Annotated in this window: 14 protein-coding genes; 9 read left to right on the plus strand and 5 right to left on the minus strand. The window is 50.1% G+C overall.

From position 1 onward, the window contains the following. Entirely contained in the window at positions 1-1,152 is a 1,152-nt protein-coding gene (locus QUF14_RS10355) for an acyl-CoA dehydrogenase (protein WP_000347836.1), read from the plus strand. 42 nt (positions 1,153-1,194) lie between these two features. Here the strand turns inward: QUF14_RS10355 and QUF14_RS10360 are convergent, their stop codons facing one another. Then, the gene (locus QUF14_RS10360; protein ID WP_000284811.1) at positions 1,195-2,106 is read right to left on the minus strand and encodes an AraC family transcriptional regulator; all 912 of its coding nucleotides are present in this window, start codon (positions 2,104-2,106) and stop codon (positions 1,195-1,197) included. Between the two features lie 315 nt (positions 2,107-2,421). Here QUF14_RS10360 and QUF14_RS10365 point away from each other — a divergent pair, with 315 nt between their 5' ends. Genes QUF14_RS10365 through fadK form a run of 5 tightly spaced genes read left to right on the plus strand, consistent with a single transcriptional unit; the run spans position 2,422 to position 7,482 of the window. Continuing rightward, positions 2,422-3,186, plus strand: a complete 765-nt coding sequence (locus tag QUF14_RS10365; RefSeq protein WP_000692119.1) for an electron transfer flavoprotein — start codon at positions 2,422-2,424, stop codon at positions 3,184-3,186. Between the two features lie 19 nt (positions 3,187-3,205). Further along, complete coding sequence (locus QUF14_RS10370; RefSeq protein WP_000080696.1) at positions 3,206-4,144, plus strand: electron transfer flavoprotein subunit alpha; 939 nt, start codon at positions 3,206-3,208, stop codon at positions 4,142-4,144. Positions 4,145-4,199: 55 nt separating this feature from the next. Then, complete coding sequence (locus tag QUF14_RS10375; protein WP_001278498.1) at positions 4,200-5,489, plus strand: FAD-dependent oxidoreductase; 1,290 nt, start codon at positions 4,200-4,202, stop codon at positions 5,487-5,489. Further along, a complete protein-coding gene (locus QUF14_RS10380; protein ID WP_000081071.1) occupies positions 5,486-5,779 on the plus strand; it encodes a ferredoxin family protein in 294 nt (97 codons plus the stop codon). Before QUF14_RS10375 ends, QUF14_RS10380 begins: the two co-directional genes overlap by 4 nt. Before the next feature lie 56 nt (positions 5,780-5,835). Continuing rightward, the gene (gene fadK, locus QUF14_RS10385) at positions 5,836-7,482 is read left to right on the plus strand and encodes a medium-chain fatty-acid--CoA ligase (RefSeq protein WP_024212175.1); all 1,647 of its coding nucleotides are present in this window, start codon (positions 5,836-5,838) and stop codon (positions 7,480-7,482) included. Between the two features lie 56 nt (positions 7,483-7,538). Here the strand turns inward: fadK and ppsA are convergent, their stop codons facing one another. Beyond that, positions 7,539-9,917, minus strand: coding sequence for a phosphoenolpyruvate synthase (ppsA, locus tag QUF14_RS10390; RefSeq protein WP_000069385.1), 2,379 nt, complete (start codon positions 9,915-9,917; stop codon positions 7,539-7,541). A gap of 332 nt (positions 9,918-10,249) precedes the next feature. Between ppsA and ppsR the strand changes: the two genes are divergently transcribed. From ppsR to hemP, 3 genes are all read left to right on the plus strand, one after another. Then, positions 10,250-11,083, plus strand: a complete 834-nt coding sequence (ppsR, locus tag QUF14_RS10395) for a posphoenolpyruvate synthetase regulatory kinase/phosphorylase PpsR (RefSeq protein WP_000368046.1) — start codon at positions 10,250-10,252, stop codon at positions 11,081-11,083. Between the two features lie 156 nt (positions 11,084-11,239). Then, entirely contained in the window at positions 11,240-12,286 is a 1,047-nt protein-coding gene (gene aroH / locus QUF14_RS10400; RefSeq protein ID WP_001082226.1) for a 3-deoxy-7-phosphoheptulonate synthase AroH, read from the plus strand. Positions 12,287-12,417: 131 nt separating this feature from the next. Further along, the gene (gene hemP, locus QUF14_RS10405) at positions 12,418-12,609 is read left to right on the plus strand and encodes a hemin uptake protein HemP (RefSeq protein ID WP_024212176.1); all 192 of its coding nucleotides are present in this window, start codon (positions 12,418-12,420) and stop codon (positions 12,607-12,609) included. A gap of 3 nt (positions 12,610-12,612) precedes the next feature. On the opposite strand, the gene selO is transcribed toward hemP, so the two are convergent. The 3 genes from selO to QUF14_RS10420 all read right to left on the minus strand — a co-directional run bounded on the left by selO (position 12,613) and on the right by QUF14_RS10420 (position 15,536). Further along, a complete protein-coding gene (selO, locus tag QUF14_RS10410) occupies positions 12,613-14,049 on the minus strand; it encodes a protein adenylyltransferase SelO (protein WP_000175610.1) in 1,437 nt (478 codons plus the stop codon). A gap of 62 nt (positions 14,050-14,111) precedes the next feature. Further along, positions 14,112-14,825 carry an anti-FlhDC factor gene (gene ydiV / locus QUF14_RS10415; protein WP_024212177.1) on the minus strand — a complete coding sequence of 238 codons (714 nt, stop codon included), beginning with the start codon at positions 14,823-14,825 and terminating at the stop codon, positions 14,112-14,114. 246 nt (positions 14,826-15,071) lie between these two features. Continuing rightward, positions 15,072-15,536 (minus strand): C40 family peptidase, encoded by a 465-nt coding sequence (locus QUF14_RS10420; RefSeq protein WP_001209785.1) that lies wholly within the window; start codon positions 15,534-15,536, stop codon positions 15,072-15,074. Positions 15,537-15,562 lie beyond the last annotated feature (26 nt).

The following is a 15,562-nucleotide window of genomic DNA, read 5'->3' on the forward strand; positions in this document are numbered from 1 at the left end:
ATGGATTTTTCTTTAACTGAAGAACAAGAACTGCTGCTGGCCAGTATTCGCGAGTTGATTACGACCAACTTTCCGGAAGAGTATTTCCGCACCTGCGATCAAAACGGGACATACCCGCGTGAGTTTATGCGGGCACTGGCGGATAACGGTATTTCAATGCTTGGCGTGCCGGAAGAATTTGGTGGTATCCCTGCGGATTACGTCACCCAAATGCTGGCGCTGATGGAAGTGTCAAAATGCGGTGCTCCGGCATTTTTGATTACCAACGGTCAATGTATTCACAGCATGCGCCGTTTCGGTTCTGCTGAGCAGCTACGTAAAACGGCAGAGAGCACCCTGGAAACGGGTGATCCCGCCTATGCCCTGGCGTTGACGGAACCAGGCGCAGGCTCAGACAATAACAGTGCTACTACCACTTACACGCGTAAAAATGGCAAGGTTTACATCAACGGCCAGAAAACCTTTATTACCGGCGCGAAAGAGTACCCGTATATGCTGGTGCTGGCGCGCGATCCAGAACCGAAAGATCCCAAAAAAGCCTTCACCCTGTGGTGGGTCGACTCCAGTAAGCCCGGCATTAAGATTAACCCGCTGCATAAAATCGGCTGGCATATGCTCAGCACCTGCGAAGTCTATCTCGACAACGTGGAAGTTGAAGAGAGCGACATGGTGGGCGAAGAAGGAATGGGTTTCCTCAATGTGATGTACAACTTTGAGATGGAGCGCCTGATCAACGCCGCGCGCAGCACCGGCTTTGCCGAATGCGCATTCGAAGATGCCGCCCGCTATGCCAACCAACGTATCGCTTTTGGTAAGCCCATTGGTCATAACCAGATGATTCAGGAAAAACTGGCGCTGATGGCGATTAAGATCGACAACATGCGCAACATGGTGTTGAAAGTGGCATGGCAAGCCGATCAGCATCAGTCACTGCGCACCAGCGCGGCGCTGGCAAAACTGTACTGCGCACGTACCGCAATGGAAGTCATTGATGATGCGATTCAAATCATGGGCGGTCTGGGCTATACCGATGAGGCGCGCGTCTCTCGCTTCTGGCGTGATGTCCGTTGTGAACGTATCGGCGGCGGTACAGACGAAATTATGATTTACGTAGCGGGTCGGCAGATCCTGAAAGATTATCAGAACAAATAATCTGCAGGCGGCGCAGCTTCTTAACAAACTGCGCCGCCAGATTTATCCGGCAAGACTTACCGGTTGAGGAAATTCAGATAAGATTTCTTGTTCCGCAAAACAGTTTTTAAATTGCCTGCGGTAATCGCTGGGCGAACAGCCGACATGGCGCAAAAACAGTTTGGCAAAGTGATCGACATTTTCATAACCCACACGCCAGGAGATCTCTGCCTGTGATAATTCAGTATTAGTGAGTGACCATTTCGCTTCCGTCATACGCCGTTGAATAACATAGTTAATAGGGGAAATACGATACTCTTTGGTAAATTCATGGCAGATATAACTGACGCTGGCACGAAATTTTTTCGATAACTGCTCTAAAGTGATTTTTTCGCGATAATTATTATTCAGATAGAAAAGAATATCTTTTATCAGAACATCTTTTTTAATATATCCCTGCTCCGAACGATAAGCATTTTTAAAGTTTTCGTAGTAAAGAATTACTAACGTATAGGCAAATGCGTCCCATAACGAAGATGTTTGGCTATTTTTACTTTGCGGCAAAATCACACTTAGCTCATTAAATAAGGTTTTAATGACTTCTTTTCCCTGCCCTGCGGCAATGACCGGGCAAGAATGCGGTTGCAGTAGCTGATTTTCCTCAGTCCCCTGAAACTGAAAGCCGTACAGCGCACAGGTACACGTCGTTGCTGGATCGTTAACGTCAGAGGCCACCGCATGCAACCTGCCACGTTCTATCACCACAATGTCATCGGCATGCGCGACATATAACGAAGAATCGATGGTAAACCTTGCTACCCCTTTCTTGACGTAAATCAACTCGGTTTCATTGTCATGAACGTGATGTCCGGACTCCCATTTTGGATCATCGCTAAATGCAAAACGTGAAAGCCGTGGCGTTTTACCGGCGACAAACAGCGTTTCGCTGGCGTTATCAAAACAGCGTTGATACATGACAACCTCCCTATTCCATGAGCAAGCAAAAACAATATATGCCGGATAAAATACGGCGTGTATTGCGGTTATACAACCGCGTTTAGCGAGAGCTAAACAAGATTATTTACACTGAATGCAAGATTGTACGGTCATGGAATAACAACATTGCCGCAAATTGCACTTTTGTTTTAGCGATCGCATTTTTTTTGCAAGATTGTTGGCAAGGAAAACAGCTTGCTCCGTCGAAAACCCCGCACCGCTATCGCACACTATTTTCAGGCCATTTTTACCTTCCATCGGAGATGGTTCCGTATGCGACTCACAGGAGAAATCATGAAAATAATAACCTGCTTTAAGCTGGTGCCTGAAGAACAGGACATTGTTGTCACTCCAGAATATACCCTGAATTTCGACAATGCCGACGCCAAAATCAGCCAGTTCGATCTCAATGCCATTGAAGCTGCAAGCCAGATTGCAACAGATGACGATGAGATAGCCGCGCTGACCATTGGCGGCTCATTGTTGCAGAACTCGAAAGTGCGCAAAGACGTGCTATCCCGCGGGCCGCATAGCCTGTATTTGGTGCAGGATGCGCAACTTGAACATGCACTGCCTCTCGATACCGCAAAGGCGCTGGCGGCAGCAGTTGAAAAGATCGGCTTCGATTTACTGATCTTTGGTGAAGGTTCCGGCGACCTTTATGCCCAGCAGGTTGGCTTGCTGGTCGGAGAAATTCTGCAACTTCCGGTGATTAATGCAGTGAGTGCTATTCAGCGTCAGGGCAATACACTGGTGATTGAACGCACGCTTGAAGATGATGTTGAAGTTATTGAGCTCTCTGTTCCAGCCGTGCTCTGCGTCACCTCCGATATTAACATGCCACGCATTCCTTCGATGAAAGCCATTCTCGGCGCGGGTAAAAAACCGGTAAATCAGTGGCAGGCAAGTGATATTGGCTGGAGCCAGAGCACGCCACTTGCTGAACTGACCGGCATTCGCGTACCGCCGCAAACAGAACGTAAGCACATCATTCTCGATAACGATTCGCCGGAGGCCATTGCCGAGCTGGCGGAACATCTGAAGAAAGCCCTGAACTGAAGCCTACAGAGAAGAAACGATGAGTCAATTAAACAGCGTCTGGGTCTTTAGCGATAATCCTGAACGTTATGCTGAACTGTTTGGCGGCGCGCAGCAATGGGGCCAACAGGTGTATGCCATTGTACAAAATACCGACCAGGCGCAGGCAGTTATGCCTTATGGGCCAAAATGTATTTATGTTCTTGAGCAAAACGACGCGCTGCAACGTACTGAAAATTACGCCGAAAGCATTGCTGCCCTGCTGAAAGATAAACACCCCGCTATGTTGCTGCTGGCCGCGACGAAACGTGGTAAAGCTCTGGCAGCACGGTTAAGTGTGCAACTGAATGCGGCGCTGGTGAACGATGCCACGGCGGTGGATATTGTCGATGGTCACATTTGCGCCGAACACCGGATGTATGGCGGGTTAGCGTTCGCTCAGGAAAAGATCAACAGCCCGCTGGCGATCATTACCCTTGCACCCGGTGTTCAGGAACCGTGCACCAGTGATATCTCTCATCAGTGCCCGACAGAAACGGTACCTTATGTTGCCCCGCGTCATGAAATTCTCTGTCGCGAACGCCGAGCGAAAGCGGCAAGCAGCGTGGACCTGAGCAAAGCAAAACGTGTGGTTGGCGTCGGTCGCGGTCTGGCGGCGCAGGATGACCTGAAAATGGTCCACGAACTGGCGGCGGTGCTGAATGCTGAAGTCGGCTGTTCACGTCCAATTGCCGAAGGCGAGAACTGGATGGAGCGTGAACGTTATATCGGTGTCTCCGGCGTGTTGCTGAAATCCGATCTCTACCTGACGCTGGGGATCTCCGGGCAGATCCAACATATGGTTGGCGGCAACGGCGCAAAAGTGATTGTCGCCATCAATAAAGATAAAAACGCGCCAATCTTCAATTATGCCGACTACGGCCTGGTGGGCGATATTTACAAAGTCGTCCCTGCCCTGATTAGCCAGTTGAGCCGCTAATTCCCCTTTCAACCACATCTCCCGCTGTAAATGCAGCGGGAAGGGAGCATAACGCATGTCGGATGACAAATTTGATGCCATTGTGGTCGGTGCGGGCGTTGCCGGTAGCGTTGCCGCACTGGTCATGGCGCGAGCCGGGCTGGATGTCCTGGTGATAGAACGCGGCGACAGTGCCGGATGTAAAAACATGACCGGCGGGCGTCTTTATGCCCACACACTTGAAGCGATTATTCCAGGCTTTGCAGCATCAGCGCCGGTAGAACGCAAGGTCACACGCGAGAAAATATCCTTCTTAACCGAAGAGAGCGCCGTAACCCTCGATTTTCACCGCGAGCAGCCAGATGTTCCGCAACACGCTTCTTATACCGTATTGCGCAATCGTCTGGACCCGTGGTTGATGGAACTAGCGGAACAGGCGGGTGCGCAGTTTATCCCGGGTGTTCGCGTCGATGCGCTGGTTCGTGAAGGAAACAAGGTCACTGGCGTCCAGGCCGGGGAGGATATTCTCGAAGCGAATGTAGTGATTCTGGCTGATGGCGTTAACTCAATGCTTGGCCGCTCGCTGGGAATGGTTCCCGCTTCCGATCCGCATCATTACGCAGTTGGTGTTAAAGAGATTATTGGTCTTACACCAGAGCAAATCAACGATCGCTTTAATGTTATGGGCGAGGAAGGTGCCGCCTGGCTGTTTGCCGGTTCCCCTTCTGACGGCCTGATGGGCGGCGGATTCCTCTATACCAACAAGGATTCCGTATCGTTGGGGCTGGTTTGTGGATTGGGTGATATCGCCCATGCAAAAAAAAGCGTGCCGCAAATGCTGGAAGATTTTAAACAACACCCCGCCATTCGCTCACTGATTAGCGGCGGCAAACTGCTTGAATATTCCGCGCACATGGTACCGGAAGGCGGTCTGGCGATGGTGCCGCAGCTGGTTAATGAGGGCGTGATGATCGTCGGTGATGCCGCAGGTTTCTGCCTCAATCTGGGCTTTACGGTTCGCGGAATGGATTTAGCCATCGCATCGGCCCAGGCTGCCGCCACAACAGTGATTGCCGCTAAAGAACGCGCTGACTTCTCCGCCAGCAGCCTGGCGCAATACAAACGTGAGCTGGAACAAAGTTGTGTTATGCGCGATATGCAGCATTTCCGCAAGATCCCGGCGCTGATGGAAAACCCGCGCCTGTTTAGCCAATACCCACGAATGGTCGCCGACATCATGAACGATATGTTCACCATCGACGGCAAACCAAACCAGCCGGTACGCAAAATGATCATGGGACACGCGAAGAAAATTGGGCTGATCAACTTGCTGAAAGATGGCATTAAGGGAGCAACCGCGCTATGAGCCAGAACGCTACGGTTAACGTCGACATCAAATTAGGTGTCAATAAATTCCATGTTGATGAGGGTCACCCGCATATCATTCTGGCGGCAAATCCCGATATCAATGAATTCCGTAAATTAATGAAAGCTTGCCCTGCCGGACTGTATAAGCAGGATGACGCAGGAAACATACATTTTGATTCCGCCGGTTGTCTCGAATGCGGCACCTGTCGGGTGTTGTGTGGCAATACGATTCTCGAACAGTGGCAATATCCCGCAGGCACCTTCGGTATTGATTTTCGCTACGGCTAATCATGCATCCCACAGGCCCGTATCTCGGGCCTGATGTTCTGTTTCGAGAGTCCAAAATGAAAGTGACATTAACGTTTAACGAACAACGTCGTGCGGCGTATCGTCAGCAAGGATTATGGGGCGATGCTTCGCTGGCCGATTACTGGCAGCAGACCGCTCGTGCGATGCCAGATAAAATTGCCGTGGTCGATAATCATGGTGCATCGTACACCTATAGCGAGCTCGATCATGCCGCGAGCTGTCTGGCAAACTGGATGCTGGCGAAGGGTATTGAATCAGGGGATCGCATCGCATTTCAACTGCCAGGCTGGTGTGAATTTACCGTTATCTATCTTGCCTGCCTGAAAACCGGTGCGGTTTCCGTGCCGCTGTTACCTTCCTGGCGGGAAGCAGAACTGGTGTGGGTGCTCAATAAGTGTCAGGCAAAAATGTTCTTTGCACCGACGTTGTTTAAACAAACGCGTCCGGTAGATTTAATCCTGCCGCTGCAAAATCAGCTTCCACAACTACAACAAATTGTCGGCGTGGACAAACTGGCTCCCGCCACCTCGTCCCTCTCATTAAGTCAGATTCTCGCCGACAATACCCCACTGACTACGGCGATAACGACCCACGGCGATGAATTAGCAGCAGTGCTATTTACCTCCGGAACTGAGGGGCAGCCAAAGGGCGTGATGCTAACGCATAACAATATTCTCGCCAGTGAGCGGGCATATTGCGCGCGGCTGAACCTGACCTGGCAGGATGTCTTTATGATGCCTGCACCACTCGGTCACGCAACGGGCTTTCTGCATGGCGTAACGGCACCATTTTTAATTGGCGCTCGCAGCGTGTTGTTAGATATCTTTACCCCGGAAGCCTGTCTTTTGCTACTTGAGCAGCAACGGTGTACCTGCATGCTCGGCGCAACACCGTTTGTCTATGACCTTTTGAATTTACTGGAGAAACAGCCCGCAGACCTTTCTGCACTACGCTTCTTTCTTTGCGGCGGCACCACGATCCCCAAAAAGGTGGCGCGTGAATGCCAACAACGCGGCATTAAATTATTAAGTGTTTATGGTTCCACAGAAAGTTCGCCGCATGCGGTGGTAAATCTCGACGATCCTTTGTCGCGCTTTATGAACACCGATGGTTACGCTGCCGCAGGCGTAGAGATTAAAGTGGTCGATGATGCACGCAAGACCTTACCGCCTGGTTGTGTAGGTGAAGAGGCTTCGCGTGGTCCCAATGTGTTTATGGGTTATTTTGATGAACCGGAATTAACCGCCCGTGCGCTGGATGAAGAAGGCTGGTATTACAGCGGCGATCTCTGCCGAATGGATGAAGCTGGCTATATAAAAATAACCGGGCGCAAGAAAGATATTATTGTCCGCGGCGGGGAAAATATTAGCAGTCGTGAAGTGGAAGATATTTTATTACAGCATCCTAAAATTCATGATGCCTGTGTGGTTGCGATGCCCGATGAACGTTTAGGTGAACGTTCATGCGCTTATGTCGTGCTGAAAGCGCCGCATCATTCAATATCGCTGGAAGACATAGTGGCTTTTTTTAGCCGTAAACGGGTAGCAAAATATAAATATCCTGAACATATTGTGGTAACAGAGAAATTACCACGTACTGCATCAGGTAAAATACAAAAGTTTTTGTTAAGGAAAGATATTATGCGGCGATTAACTCAGGATGTCTGTGAAGAGGTTGAATAAGTTTCATACTCGGGGATCACGTAAACCCGGCGACAAAACGCCGCCGGGTATTTATTTTATTTCTTCAGTTCAGCCAGGCTTAACCAGGTTTGTACCACAGTGTCCGGGTTCAGGGACAAGCTATCGATCCCCTCTTCCATCAGCCAGGCGGCAAAGTCTTCATGGTCGGACGGACCCTGACCGCAAATCCCGACATATTTGCCCTGCTTCTTCGCGGCACGAATCGCCATCGACAGCAGTGCTTTCACTGCATCGTTGCGCTCATCGAACAGTTCAGACACCACGCCGGAGTCTCGGTCCAGACCAAGCGCAAGCTGCGTCATATCGTTTGAGCCAATTGAGAAGCCGTCGAAATATTCGAGAAACTGCTCTGCCAGTAAGGCGTTGGACGGAATTTCACACATCATGATGATCTTCAGCCCGTTTTCACCACGTTTCAGCCCCTGGCGCGCCAGTTCTTCAACCACCGCTTTCGCCTGATCTACGGTACGCACGAACGGGATCATGATCTCAACGTTGGTCAGTCCCATGTCGTTGCGCACACGTTTCACCGCTTCACACTCCAGTGCGAAGCAGTCGCGGAAGCTGTCGGAAACATAACGTCCCGCGCCACGGAAGCCGAGCATTGGGTTCTCTTCATCTGGCTCGTAACGTTCACCACCGACCAGGTTGGCGTATTCGTTCGATTTAAAATCAGAGAGACGGACAATGACACGCTTCGGATAAAACGCAGCACCCAACGTCGCGATCCCTTCAGTCAGACGACCAACGTAAAACTCACGCGGAGAATCAAAACCTTTCATCATCTCGCGGATTTCGTTTTGCAACTGCGGTTCCTGATCGTCAAACTCAAGCAGTGCGCGTGGGTGGACGCCAATCATACGGTTGATGATAAATTCCAGACGCGCAAGGCCCACGCCTTCGTTCGGCAGGCAGGTGAAATCGAAAGCACGGTCCGGGTTACCGACGTTCATCATCACTTTCAACGGCAGATCCGGCATCGTTTCTACGCTGGAGCTTTTCACGCTAAATTCCAGCAACTCAGCATAGACGTAACCGGTATCACCCTCTGCACAAGAAACAGTGACGTTCTCACCGTCTTTCATCCGTTCTGTTGCATCACCACAGCCCACTACCGCCGGAATGCCCAGTTCACGAGCGATAATCGCCGCGTGACAGGTACGACCGCCACGGTTGGTGACGATGGCCGATGCTTTCTTCATGATCGGTTCCCAATCCGGGTCGGTCATGTCAGTAACCAGCACATCACCAGGTTCGATGCGGTTCATTTCGCTGATGTCATGGATGACTTTCACCGGACCCGCGCCGATGCGATGACCGATAGCACGGCCTTCGGCGATAATCTTACCCTGTGAATGCAACGTATAACGCTCCATGACCTGACCGCGTGAGCGCACGGTTTCCGGACGCGCCTGCACAATGAACAGTTTGCCGGTGTGGCCATCTTTCGCCCACTCAATATCCATTGGGCGACCGTAGTGTTTCTCAATTTGTACGGCCTGTTTTGCCAGTTCCTGCACTTCTTCGTTGGTCAGCGAGAAGATGTCACGCTGTTCCTGCGGTACGTCTTCGATTTTAACCTGCTTGCCGTGCTCCTGGGTCGGCGCGTAAACCATGCGGATTTTTTTTGACCCCATGGTGCGGCGCACGATAGCCGGGCGATTCGCCGCCAGTGTCGGTTTGTGCACGTAAAACTCATCCGGGTTAACCGCACCCTGCACGACCATTTCACCAAGGCCCCATGCGGAAGTGATAAACACCACCTGGTCAAAGCCGGATTCGGTATCAATGGAGAACATCACGCCAGAAGATGCGAGGTCGGAGCGCACCATCCGCTGAACACCGGCGGAGAGCGCCACGCCACGGTGATCGTAACCCTGGTGCACACGATAAGAGATGGCGCGATCGTTAAACAGAGAAGCAAATACATGTTTCACTGCCACGAGAACGGCGTCAAACCCCTGAACGTTGAGGAAAGTTTCCTGCTGACCGGCAAAGGAAGCGTCCGGCATATCTTCTGCAGTAGCGGAGGAACGCACCGCAAAAGAGGCGTTTTCGTCATCGGCGGAAAGCTGTGCATAGGCTTCGCGGATGGCGTTTTCCAGCTCAGGCTGGAAGGGAGTGTCGATAATCCACTGGCGGATTTGCGCGCCCGCTTTCGCAAGCTGGGTAACATCGTCAATATCCGTTTTATCCAGCAGTTCATAAATGCGCTGGTTTACGCCGCTTTGGTCCAGAAACTGGTTAAACGCGTCGGCGGTTGTGGCGAAACCATTCGGAACGGAAACACCCATTCCGGAAAGGTTAGTAATCATTTCACCCAGGGAGGCATTTTTGCCCCCAACCCTGTCTACATCATTCATGCCGAGTTGGTTATACCAAAGCACCAGCGGTGACGAGCCATTGTTGGACATCGAACAATCCTTTTGTGATAAATGAACGGTTTGAGAAACACATTTCTGCGCATTTATCTTTGCATATTTAACCGGATGAAAAAAACGGTGAATCGTTCAAGCAAATATATTTTTTTACTTTTTAAGACTGATCCCAGCGTTGCGCAAATCTGCTCTCTTCAACAATTTCCACATAAACCATCGGTATAAACGAAACCGTAAAAATGAAATGCTGTTTTCATAAAAAATAAAATTGAAGGTTCATTTTATAAACCAGACATAACGTTCTACGCTTCTGTGCGTTTTTAATTTATGCTTTCATAGAATTATGTCTGCATTACGGGAAGAACAAAATGGATAATGCTGTTGATCGCCACGTTTTTTATATTTCTGATGGTACGGCAATAACTGCGGAGGTATTAGGACACGCAGTAATGTCACAATTTCCCGTCACTATCAGCAGCATTACGCTGCCGTTTGTCGAAAATGAGAGCCGTGCACGGGCAGTGAAGGATCAGATTGACGCAATTTATCACCAGACAGGTGTGCGCCCACTGGTCTTCTACTCCATCGTGTTGCCGGAGATTCGCGCCATCATCTTGCAAAGTGAAGGCTTTTGCCAGGATATCGTTCAGGCGCTGGTTGCCCCGCTACAACAAGAGATGAAACTGGATCCAACGCCGATTGCTCATCGTACCCATGGCCTTAACCCTAATAATCTCAATAAATACGATGCGCGCATTGCGGCGATTGATTACACCCTTGCCCATGACGACGGCATTTCGTTGCGCAATCTGGACCAGGCTCAGGTGATCCTGCTCGGCGTTTCTCGCTGTGGTAAAACCCCCACCAGTCTGTATCTGGCAATGCAATTTGGTATCCGCGCGGCAAACTACCCCTTTATTGCCGACGATATGGATAATCTGGTGCTACCCGCGTCGCTCAAACCGCTTCAGCATAAATTGTTCGGCCTGACTATCGACCCGGAACGTCTGGCAGCGATTCGCGAGGAACGTCGGGAGAACAGTCGCTATGCCTCGCTTCGTCAGTGCAGGATGGAAGTCGCGGAAGTGGAAGCGTTGTACCGTAAAAATCAGATCCCGTGGATTAACAGTACCAATTATTCGGTAGAAGAGATTGCCACCAAGATCCTTGATATCATGGGCCTTAGCCGTCGAATGTACTAGAGAACTAGTGCATTAACTTGTTTTTTTGTTATCATGCTAACCACCCGGCGAGGTGTGACACACCTCGCACTTGAAATCAGCTGCGATTGGTTTATCGTGATGCGCATCACTTCCCGGTAGTCCTGCCGTAGAAGCAACAAATTTCTGAGACTTGTAATGAACAGAACTGACGAACTCCGTACTGCGCGTATTGAGAGCCTGGTAACGCCCGCCGAACTCGCGCTACGGTATCCCGTAACGCCTGGCGTCGCCACCCATGTCACCGACTCCCGCCGCAGAATTGAAAAAATACTGAATGGTGAAGATAAGCGACTGTTGGTCATTATTGGCCCCTGCTCGATCCACGATCTCACCGCTGCAATGGAGTACGCCACCCGTCTGCAGTCGCTGCGCAACCAGTACCAGTCACGGCTGGAAATCGTAATGCGCACCTATTTTGAAAAACCACGAACTGTTGTCGGCTGGAAAGGGCTAATCTCCGATCCGGATTTAAACGGCAGCTATCGGGTAAATCACGGTCTGGAGCTGGCGCGCAAATTACTTTTACAGGTCAATGAGCTGGGCGTCCCTACCGCGACTGAGTTCCTCGATATGGTGACCGGTCAGTTTATTGCTGATTTAATCAGTTGGGGCGCAATTGGCGCACGTACTACCGAAAGTCAGATCCACCGTGAAATGGCTTCGGCGCTCTCTTGTCCGGTAGGTTTTAAAAATGGTACCGATGGCAACACGCGAATTGCCGTGGATGCTATCCGCGCTGCCCGCGCCAGCCATATGTTCCTCTCGCCTGACAAAAACGGTCAAATGACCATCTATCAGACCAGCGGCAATCCGTATGGCCACATTATTATGCGTGGCGGCAAAAAGCCGAATTACCATGCGGATGATATCGCCGCTGCCTGCGATACGTTGCACGAGTTTGATTTACCTGAACATCTGGTGGTGGATTTCAGCCACGGCAACTGCCAGAAGCAGCATCGTCGCCAGTTAGAAGTTTGTGAGGATATTTGTCAGCAAATCCGCAATGGCTCTACGGCGATTGCTGGAATTATGGCGGAAAGTTTCCTGCGCGAAGGAACGCAAAAAATCGTCGGCGGTCAGCCGCTCACTTACGGTCAATCGATTACCGACCCGTGTCTGGGCTGGGAAGATACCGAACGCCTGGTCGAAAAACTCGCCTCTGCGGTTGATACCCGCTTCTGAATGCGTGCCCATTCCTGACGGAATGGGCATTTCTGCGCAACTTGTTGTCTTCTCAACAAATTACTGCTTGCTCTGGCCTGCCAGAATATTGATAATAAGAATCATTGTTATATCAATTATTATTAATTTTTATGCGTTATACGGATAGCAGAAAACTCACGCCTGAAACGGATGCCAATCACAAGACCGCCTCCCCGCAGCCCATTCGGCGAATTACCAGCCAGACACTGTTAGATCCGGATGGCAAACTGATTATCGATCATGACGGGCAAGAATATCTGCTCCGTAAAACTCAGGCTGGCAAGCTGCTGTTGACCAAGTAGCCTTTAACTCGAGCAGCTGACTTGAAGCCGTTTACCCCAGTCAGGTGGACGACTGACATAGTCATCATCCCTGTCGCTGAAAGGATTTCGCAACGCCTCATGCAGGCGGTGCAATTCCGTCATATCACCCTTTTCTGCCGCTTCAATCGCCCGTTGCGCCAACCAGTTGCGCAACACCAGCGAAGGATTTACGCTTTGCATCAGCTGCTGACGCTCACTATCGGTAACCTCGTCTTGTTGCAAACGTACCCGATAACGTGCAAACCAGTCATCAAATGCCGCACGATCGATAAACTCATCACGTAGCGGTGACGCCGCGCTGTACTGCTCGGTCAGACTCAGCATGCGGAATGTTCGGGTATAATCGCTGCGCTCTCGCGCCATCAGACTGAATAATTCATTCAGTAGCGCGTTATCCTCTTTTTGCTCCGTCATGAAGCCCAGTTTCTGCCGCATCCGTTGTCCATAATGCGTCAACAAAACCTGCTGATAGCTGTCCAGGGCCTCATTCAGGGCATCTACGGCAACAAATGGTGACAATGTCTGCGCCAGACGCTGTAAATTCCACAACGCGACGGCAGGTTGATTATCAAAGCTATAACGCCCCTGGTGATCCGAGTGATTACAAATAAAACCGGGTTCGTAATCATCAAGAAAACCAAACGGCCCGTAATCAAGCGTCAGCCCCAGCAGCGACATGTTGTCGGTATTCATCACCCCATGAGCAAAGCCGACCGTCTGCCATTGGGCAATTAACGATGCGGTACGTGCGACAACATCGGTAAACCAGAGACGGTATTTGTCCTCATCATCTGCAAGATGTGACCAGTAATGACGAATAGCAAATTCAGCTAACTGACGAACCTTTTCCGGCTCGCGGCGATAGTAAAAATGTTCGAAATGACCAAAGCGCAGATGACTTGGTGCCACACGCATCAGCATCGCGCCTGGCTCCACCGTTTCCCGATACACTGGCGAATCGCTGGTGACGATACTTAACGCGCGGGTCGTCGGAATGCCCAGATAATGCATCGCCTCACTGGCGAGACTTTCTCGTATCGTCGAACGTAAAACCGCCCGTCCATCACCCATTCGCGAATAAGGCGTCAGGCCAGCACCTTTCAGATGCCAGTCCATTGTAGTGCCATCAGCAAGCCGTTGTTCGCCGAGTAAAATGCCGCGCCCATCACCCAGTTGGCCCGCCCAGACGCCGAACTGATGACCACTGTAAACCTGCGCCAGTGGTGACATACCAGGCAGTAGGGTTTCGCCACCCCAGACACCTGCGCCATTTTTAAACAGTGACGATGGAATACCCAGCGTGTTAGCCAGTTCGGCATTATGCCAAATCAGCCGGGCATTATTTAAAGGCGTAGGGGAAAGTGTTGTATAGGTTGCTGGCAATTCATCGCGCCAACGGGTAATAAAAGACAGGGTCATAGATCCTCCTGTTTGATAGTGTAGACGGTTACTCTCGTCTTAAACACCAGCAAACAGGAGGGTTATCGCTGAACCAACGTCGTTATCTGATTTACAGGAACGGCAGGCCACAGGCATCCCTGGAGAGCATGGAAATCAAAGGGGGTAATCTGTGCCATTATTTCTGGCGTATCAATGCCCCCCGCGATGATGCAATTGCAACATGGGGAAATTTGCGCCTGGATCGCACGAATAAACGGTTCGAAGGAGCGATGCGTGATTTGTTGCTGAATAAAACTTTTATCCAGCATGACGCGGGTGAAAAGACCATCAAAAACCGCTTTCATTGTGCTATTGCCTGCGCCCAAATTACTTAACACAAGGGGATACATTTGCGATAAGGACAAAAGATCGCGATTATCTTTTCCCTCATCGAGATGCGGGTAATTCTCATTAACCAACAGTTCAATAAACGGATATTTTAATAGTTCGCCTGCGTAATTATCCCTGTCTAATAATAATGTAGCCACTTGAGGCGTTAAATTAAGCCAGGCAAAGAGTTTATGTTGAATAAAAAAATGTTGGCATGTTTTTAGTAATTCCAACTGCTCAGAAAATAATTGCCAATGTTGCTCCTCGGTAAGTTGCGCTATAACCCGACTCGTCGGGATACGAACCGTACCATCTTCACTGGAGAAATGGGTAATTAACTCAACGCCAACAAGGTCTTGCTGGTTATCTCTTATCGGTAGGAAGTAGCAATCAGAATGATAGAGATTCTCCAGAAAAATCCTCATGGTAATCGCCCCTCTCGAAGGATGTTTTTCAGTATCCGGCTAAAAGGGATGAGGCCATAAGACATAACAATTACAGAAGGAGTAACTTTCATTTGTTCCATGTTAACCACTTTTTCAGGGGTCCTTTTTTTAGATTATCCTGATTATAAACGAATAATCCATTTACGGAATTTTTGTCTGCAAAATACTACTGTATTCAGGAGTAAATGGACGGCGATGTATCATCGCCGTCCATTTTTCGACATACTAGATTCGTCTCGCCTGCCAGAAATTTTTCTGCCAATAGACATTATCAAGAGAGGAACGCATCACTCCCTTGCTGGTAGAGGCGTGGATAAATTGGTTGTTGGTATCGTAAATACCTACATGCAAACCATTTTGTCCAGAACCCGTTTTGAAAAAGACCAGGTCACCAGGCAGCAACTCGTCTTTATCAATTTGCGTGCCGATAGAGGCTTGTTGTTTGGTTTCACGGGGCAGCTGCAAATCGAAACGATCGCGCATCGTCACAACCACAAACCCCGAACAGTCCACACCGCGGCGCGTCATACCACCATAACGATACGGTGTGCCATGCCAGCTTTGTAGCTGGTCGTTCAACCCGGCAATAACGGTAATCGAGTCAGAAAGTCTGGCATTTGGCGGCGGAGCTTTATGATGGCTGCACCCGGCCAGAAACAGTGCTGTGATCAAAATAAGGCAGAAACGCATTCCGTACGGTTCCTCTGTTTTTTATT

The sequence above is a fragment of the Escherichia sp. HH091_1A genome, assembly GCF_030295175.1.
GTDB lineage: Bacteria > Pseudomonadota > Gammaproteobacteria > Enterobacterales > Enterobacteriaceae > Escherichia > Escherichia coli_F.

Coding starts and splice junctions, on each gene's coding strand:
- QUF14_RS10355 (WP_000347836.1), top strand. CDS start 1: ATGGATTTTTCTTTAACTGAAGAACAAGAACTGCTGCTGGCCAGTATT.
- QUF14_RS10360 (WP_000284811.1), bottom strand. CDS start 2,106: ATGTATCAACGCTGTTTTGATAACGCCAGCGAAACGCTGTTTGTCGCC.
- QUF14_RS10365 (WP_000692119.1), top strand. CDS start 2,422: ATGAAAATAATAACCTGCTTTAAGCTGGTGCCTGAAGAACAGGACATT.
- QUF14_RS10370 (WP_000080696.1), top strand. CDS start 3,206: ATGAGTCAATTAAACAGCGTCTGGGTCTTTAGCGATAATCCTGAACGT.
- QUF14_RS10375 (WP_001278498.1), top strand. CDS start 4,200: ATGTCGGATGACAAATTTGATGCCATTGTGGTCGGTGCGGGCGTTGCC.
- QUF14_RS10380 (WP_000081071.1), top strand. CDS start 5,486: ATGAGCCAGAACGCTACGGTTAACGTCGACATCAAATTAGGTGTCAAT.
- fadK (WP_024212175.1), top strand. CDS start 5,836: ATGAAAGTGACATTAACGTTTAACGAACAACGTCGTGCGGCGTATCGT.
- ppsA (WP_000069385.1), bottom strand. CDS start 9,917: ATGTCCAACAATGGCTCGTCACCGCTGGTGCTTTGGTATAACCAACTC.
- ppsR (WP_000368046.1), top strand. CDS start 10,250: ATGGATAATGCTGTTGATCGCCACGTTTTTTATATTTCTGATGGTACG.
- aroH (WP_001082226.1), top strand. CDS start 11,240: ATGAACAGAACTGACGAACTCCGTACTGCGCGTATTGAGAGCCTGGTA.
- hemP (WP_024212176.1), top strand. CDS start 12,418: ATGCGTTATACGGATAGCAGAAAACTCACGCCTGAAACGGATGCCAAT.
- selO (WP_000175610.1), bottom strand. CDS start 14,049: ATGACCCTGTCTTTTATTACCCGTTGGCGCGATGAATTGCCAGCAACC.
- ydiV (WP_024212177.1), bottom strand. CDS start 14,825: ATGAGGATTTTTCTGGAGAATCTCTATCATTCTGATTGCTACTTCCTA.
- QUF14_RS10420 (WP_001209785.1), bottom strand. CDS start 15,536: ATGCGTTTCTGCCTTATTTTGATCACAGCACTGTTTCTGGCCGGGTGC.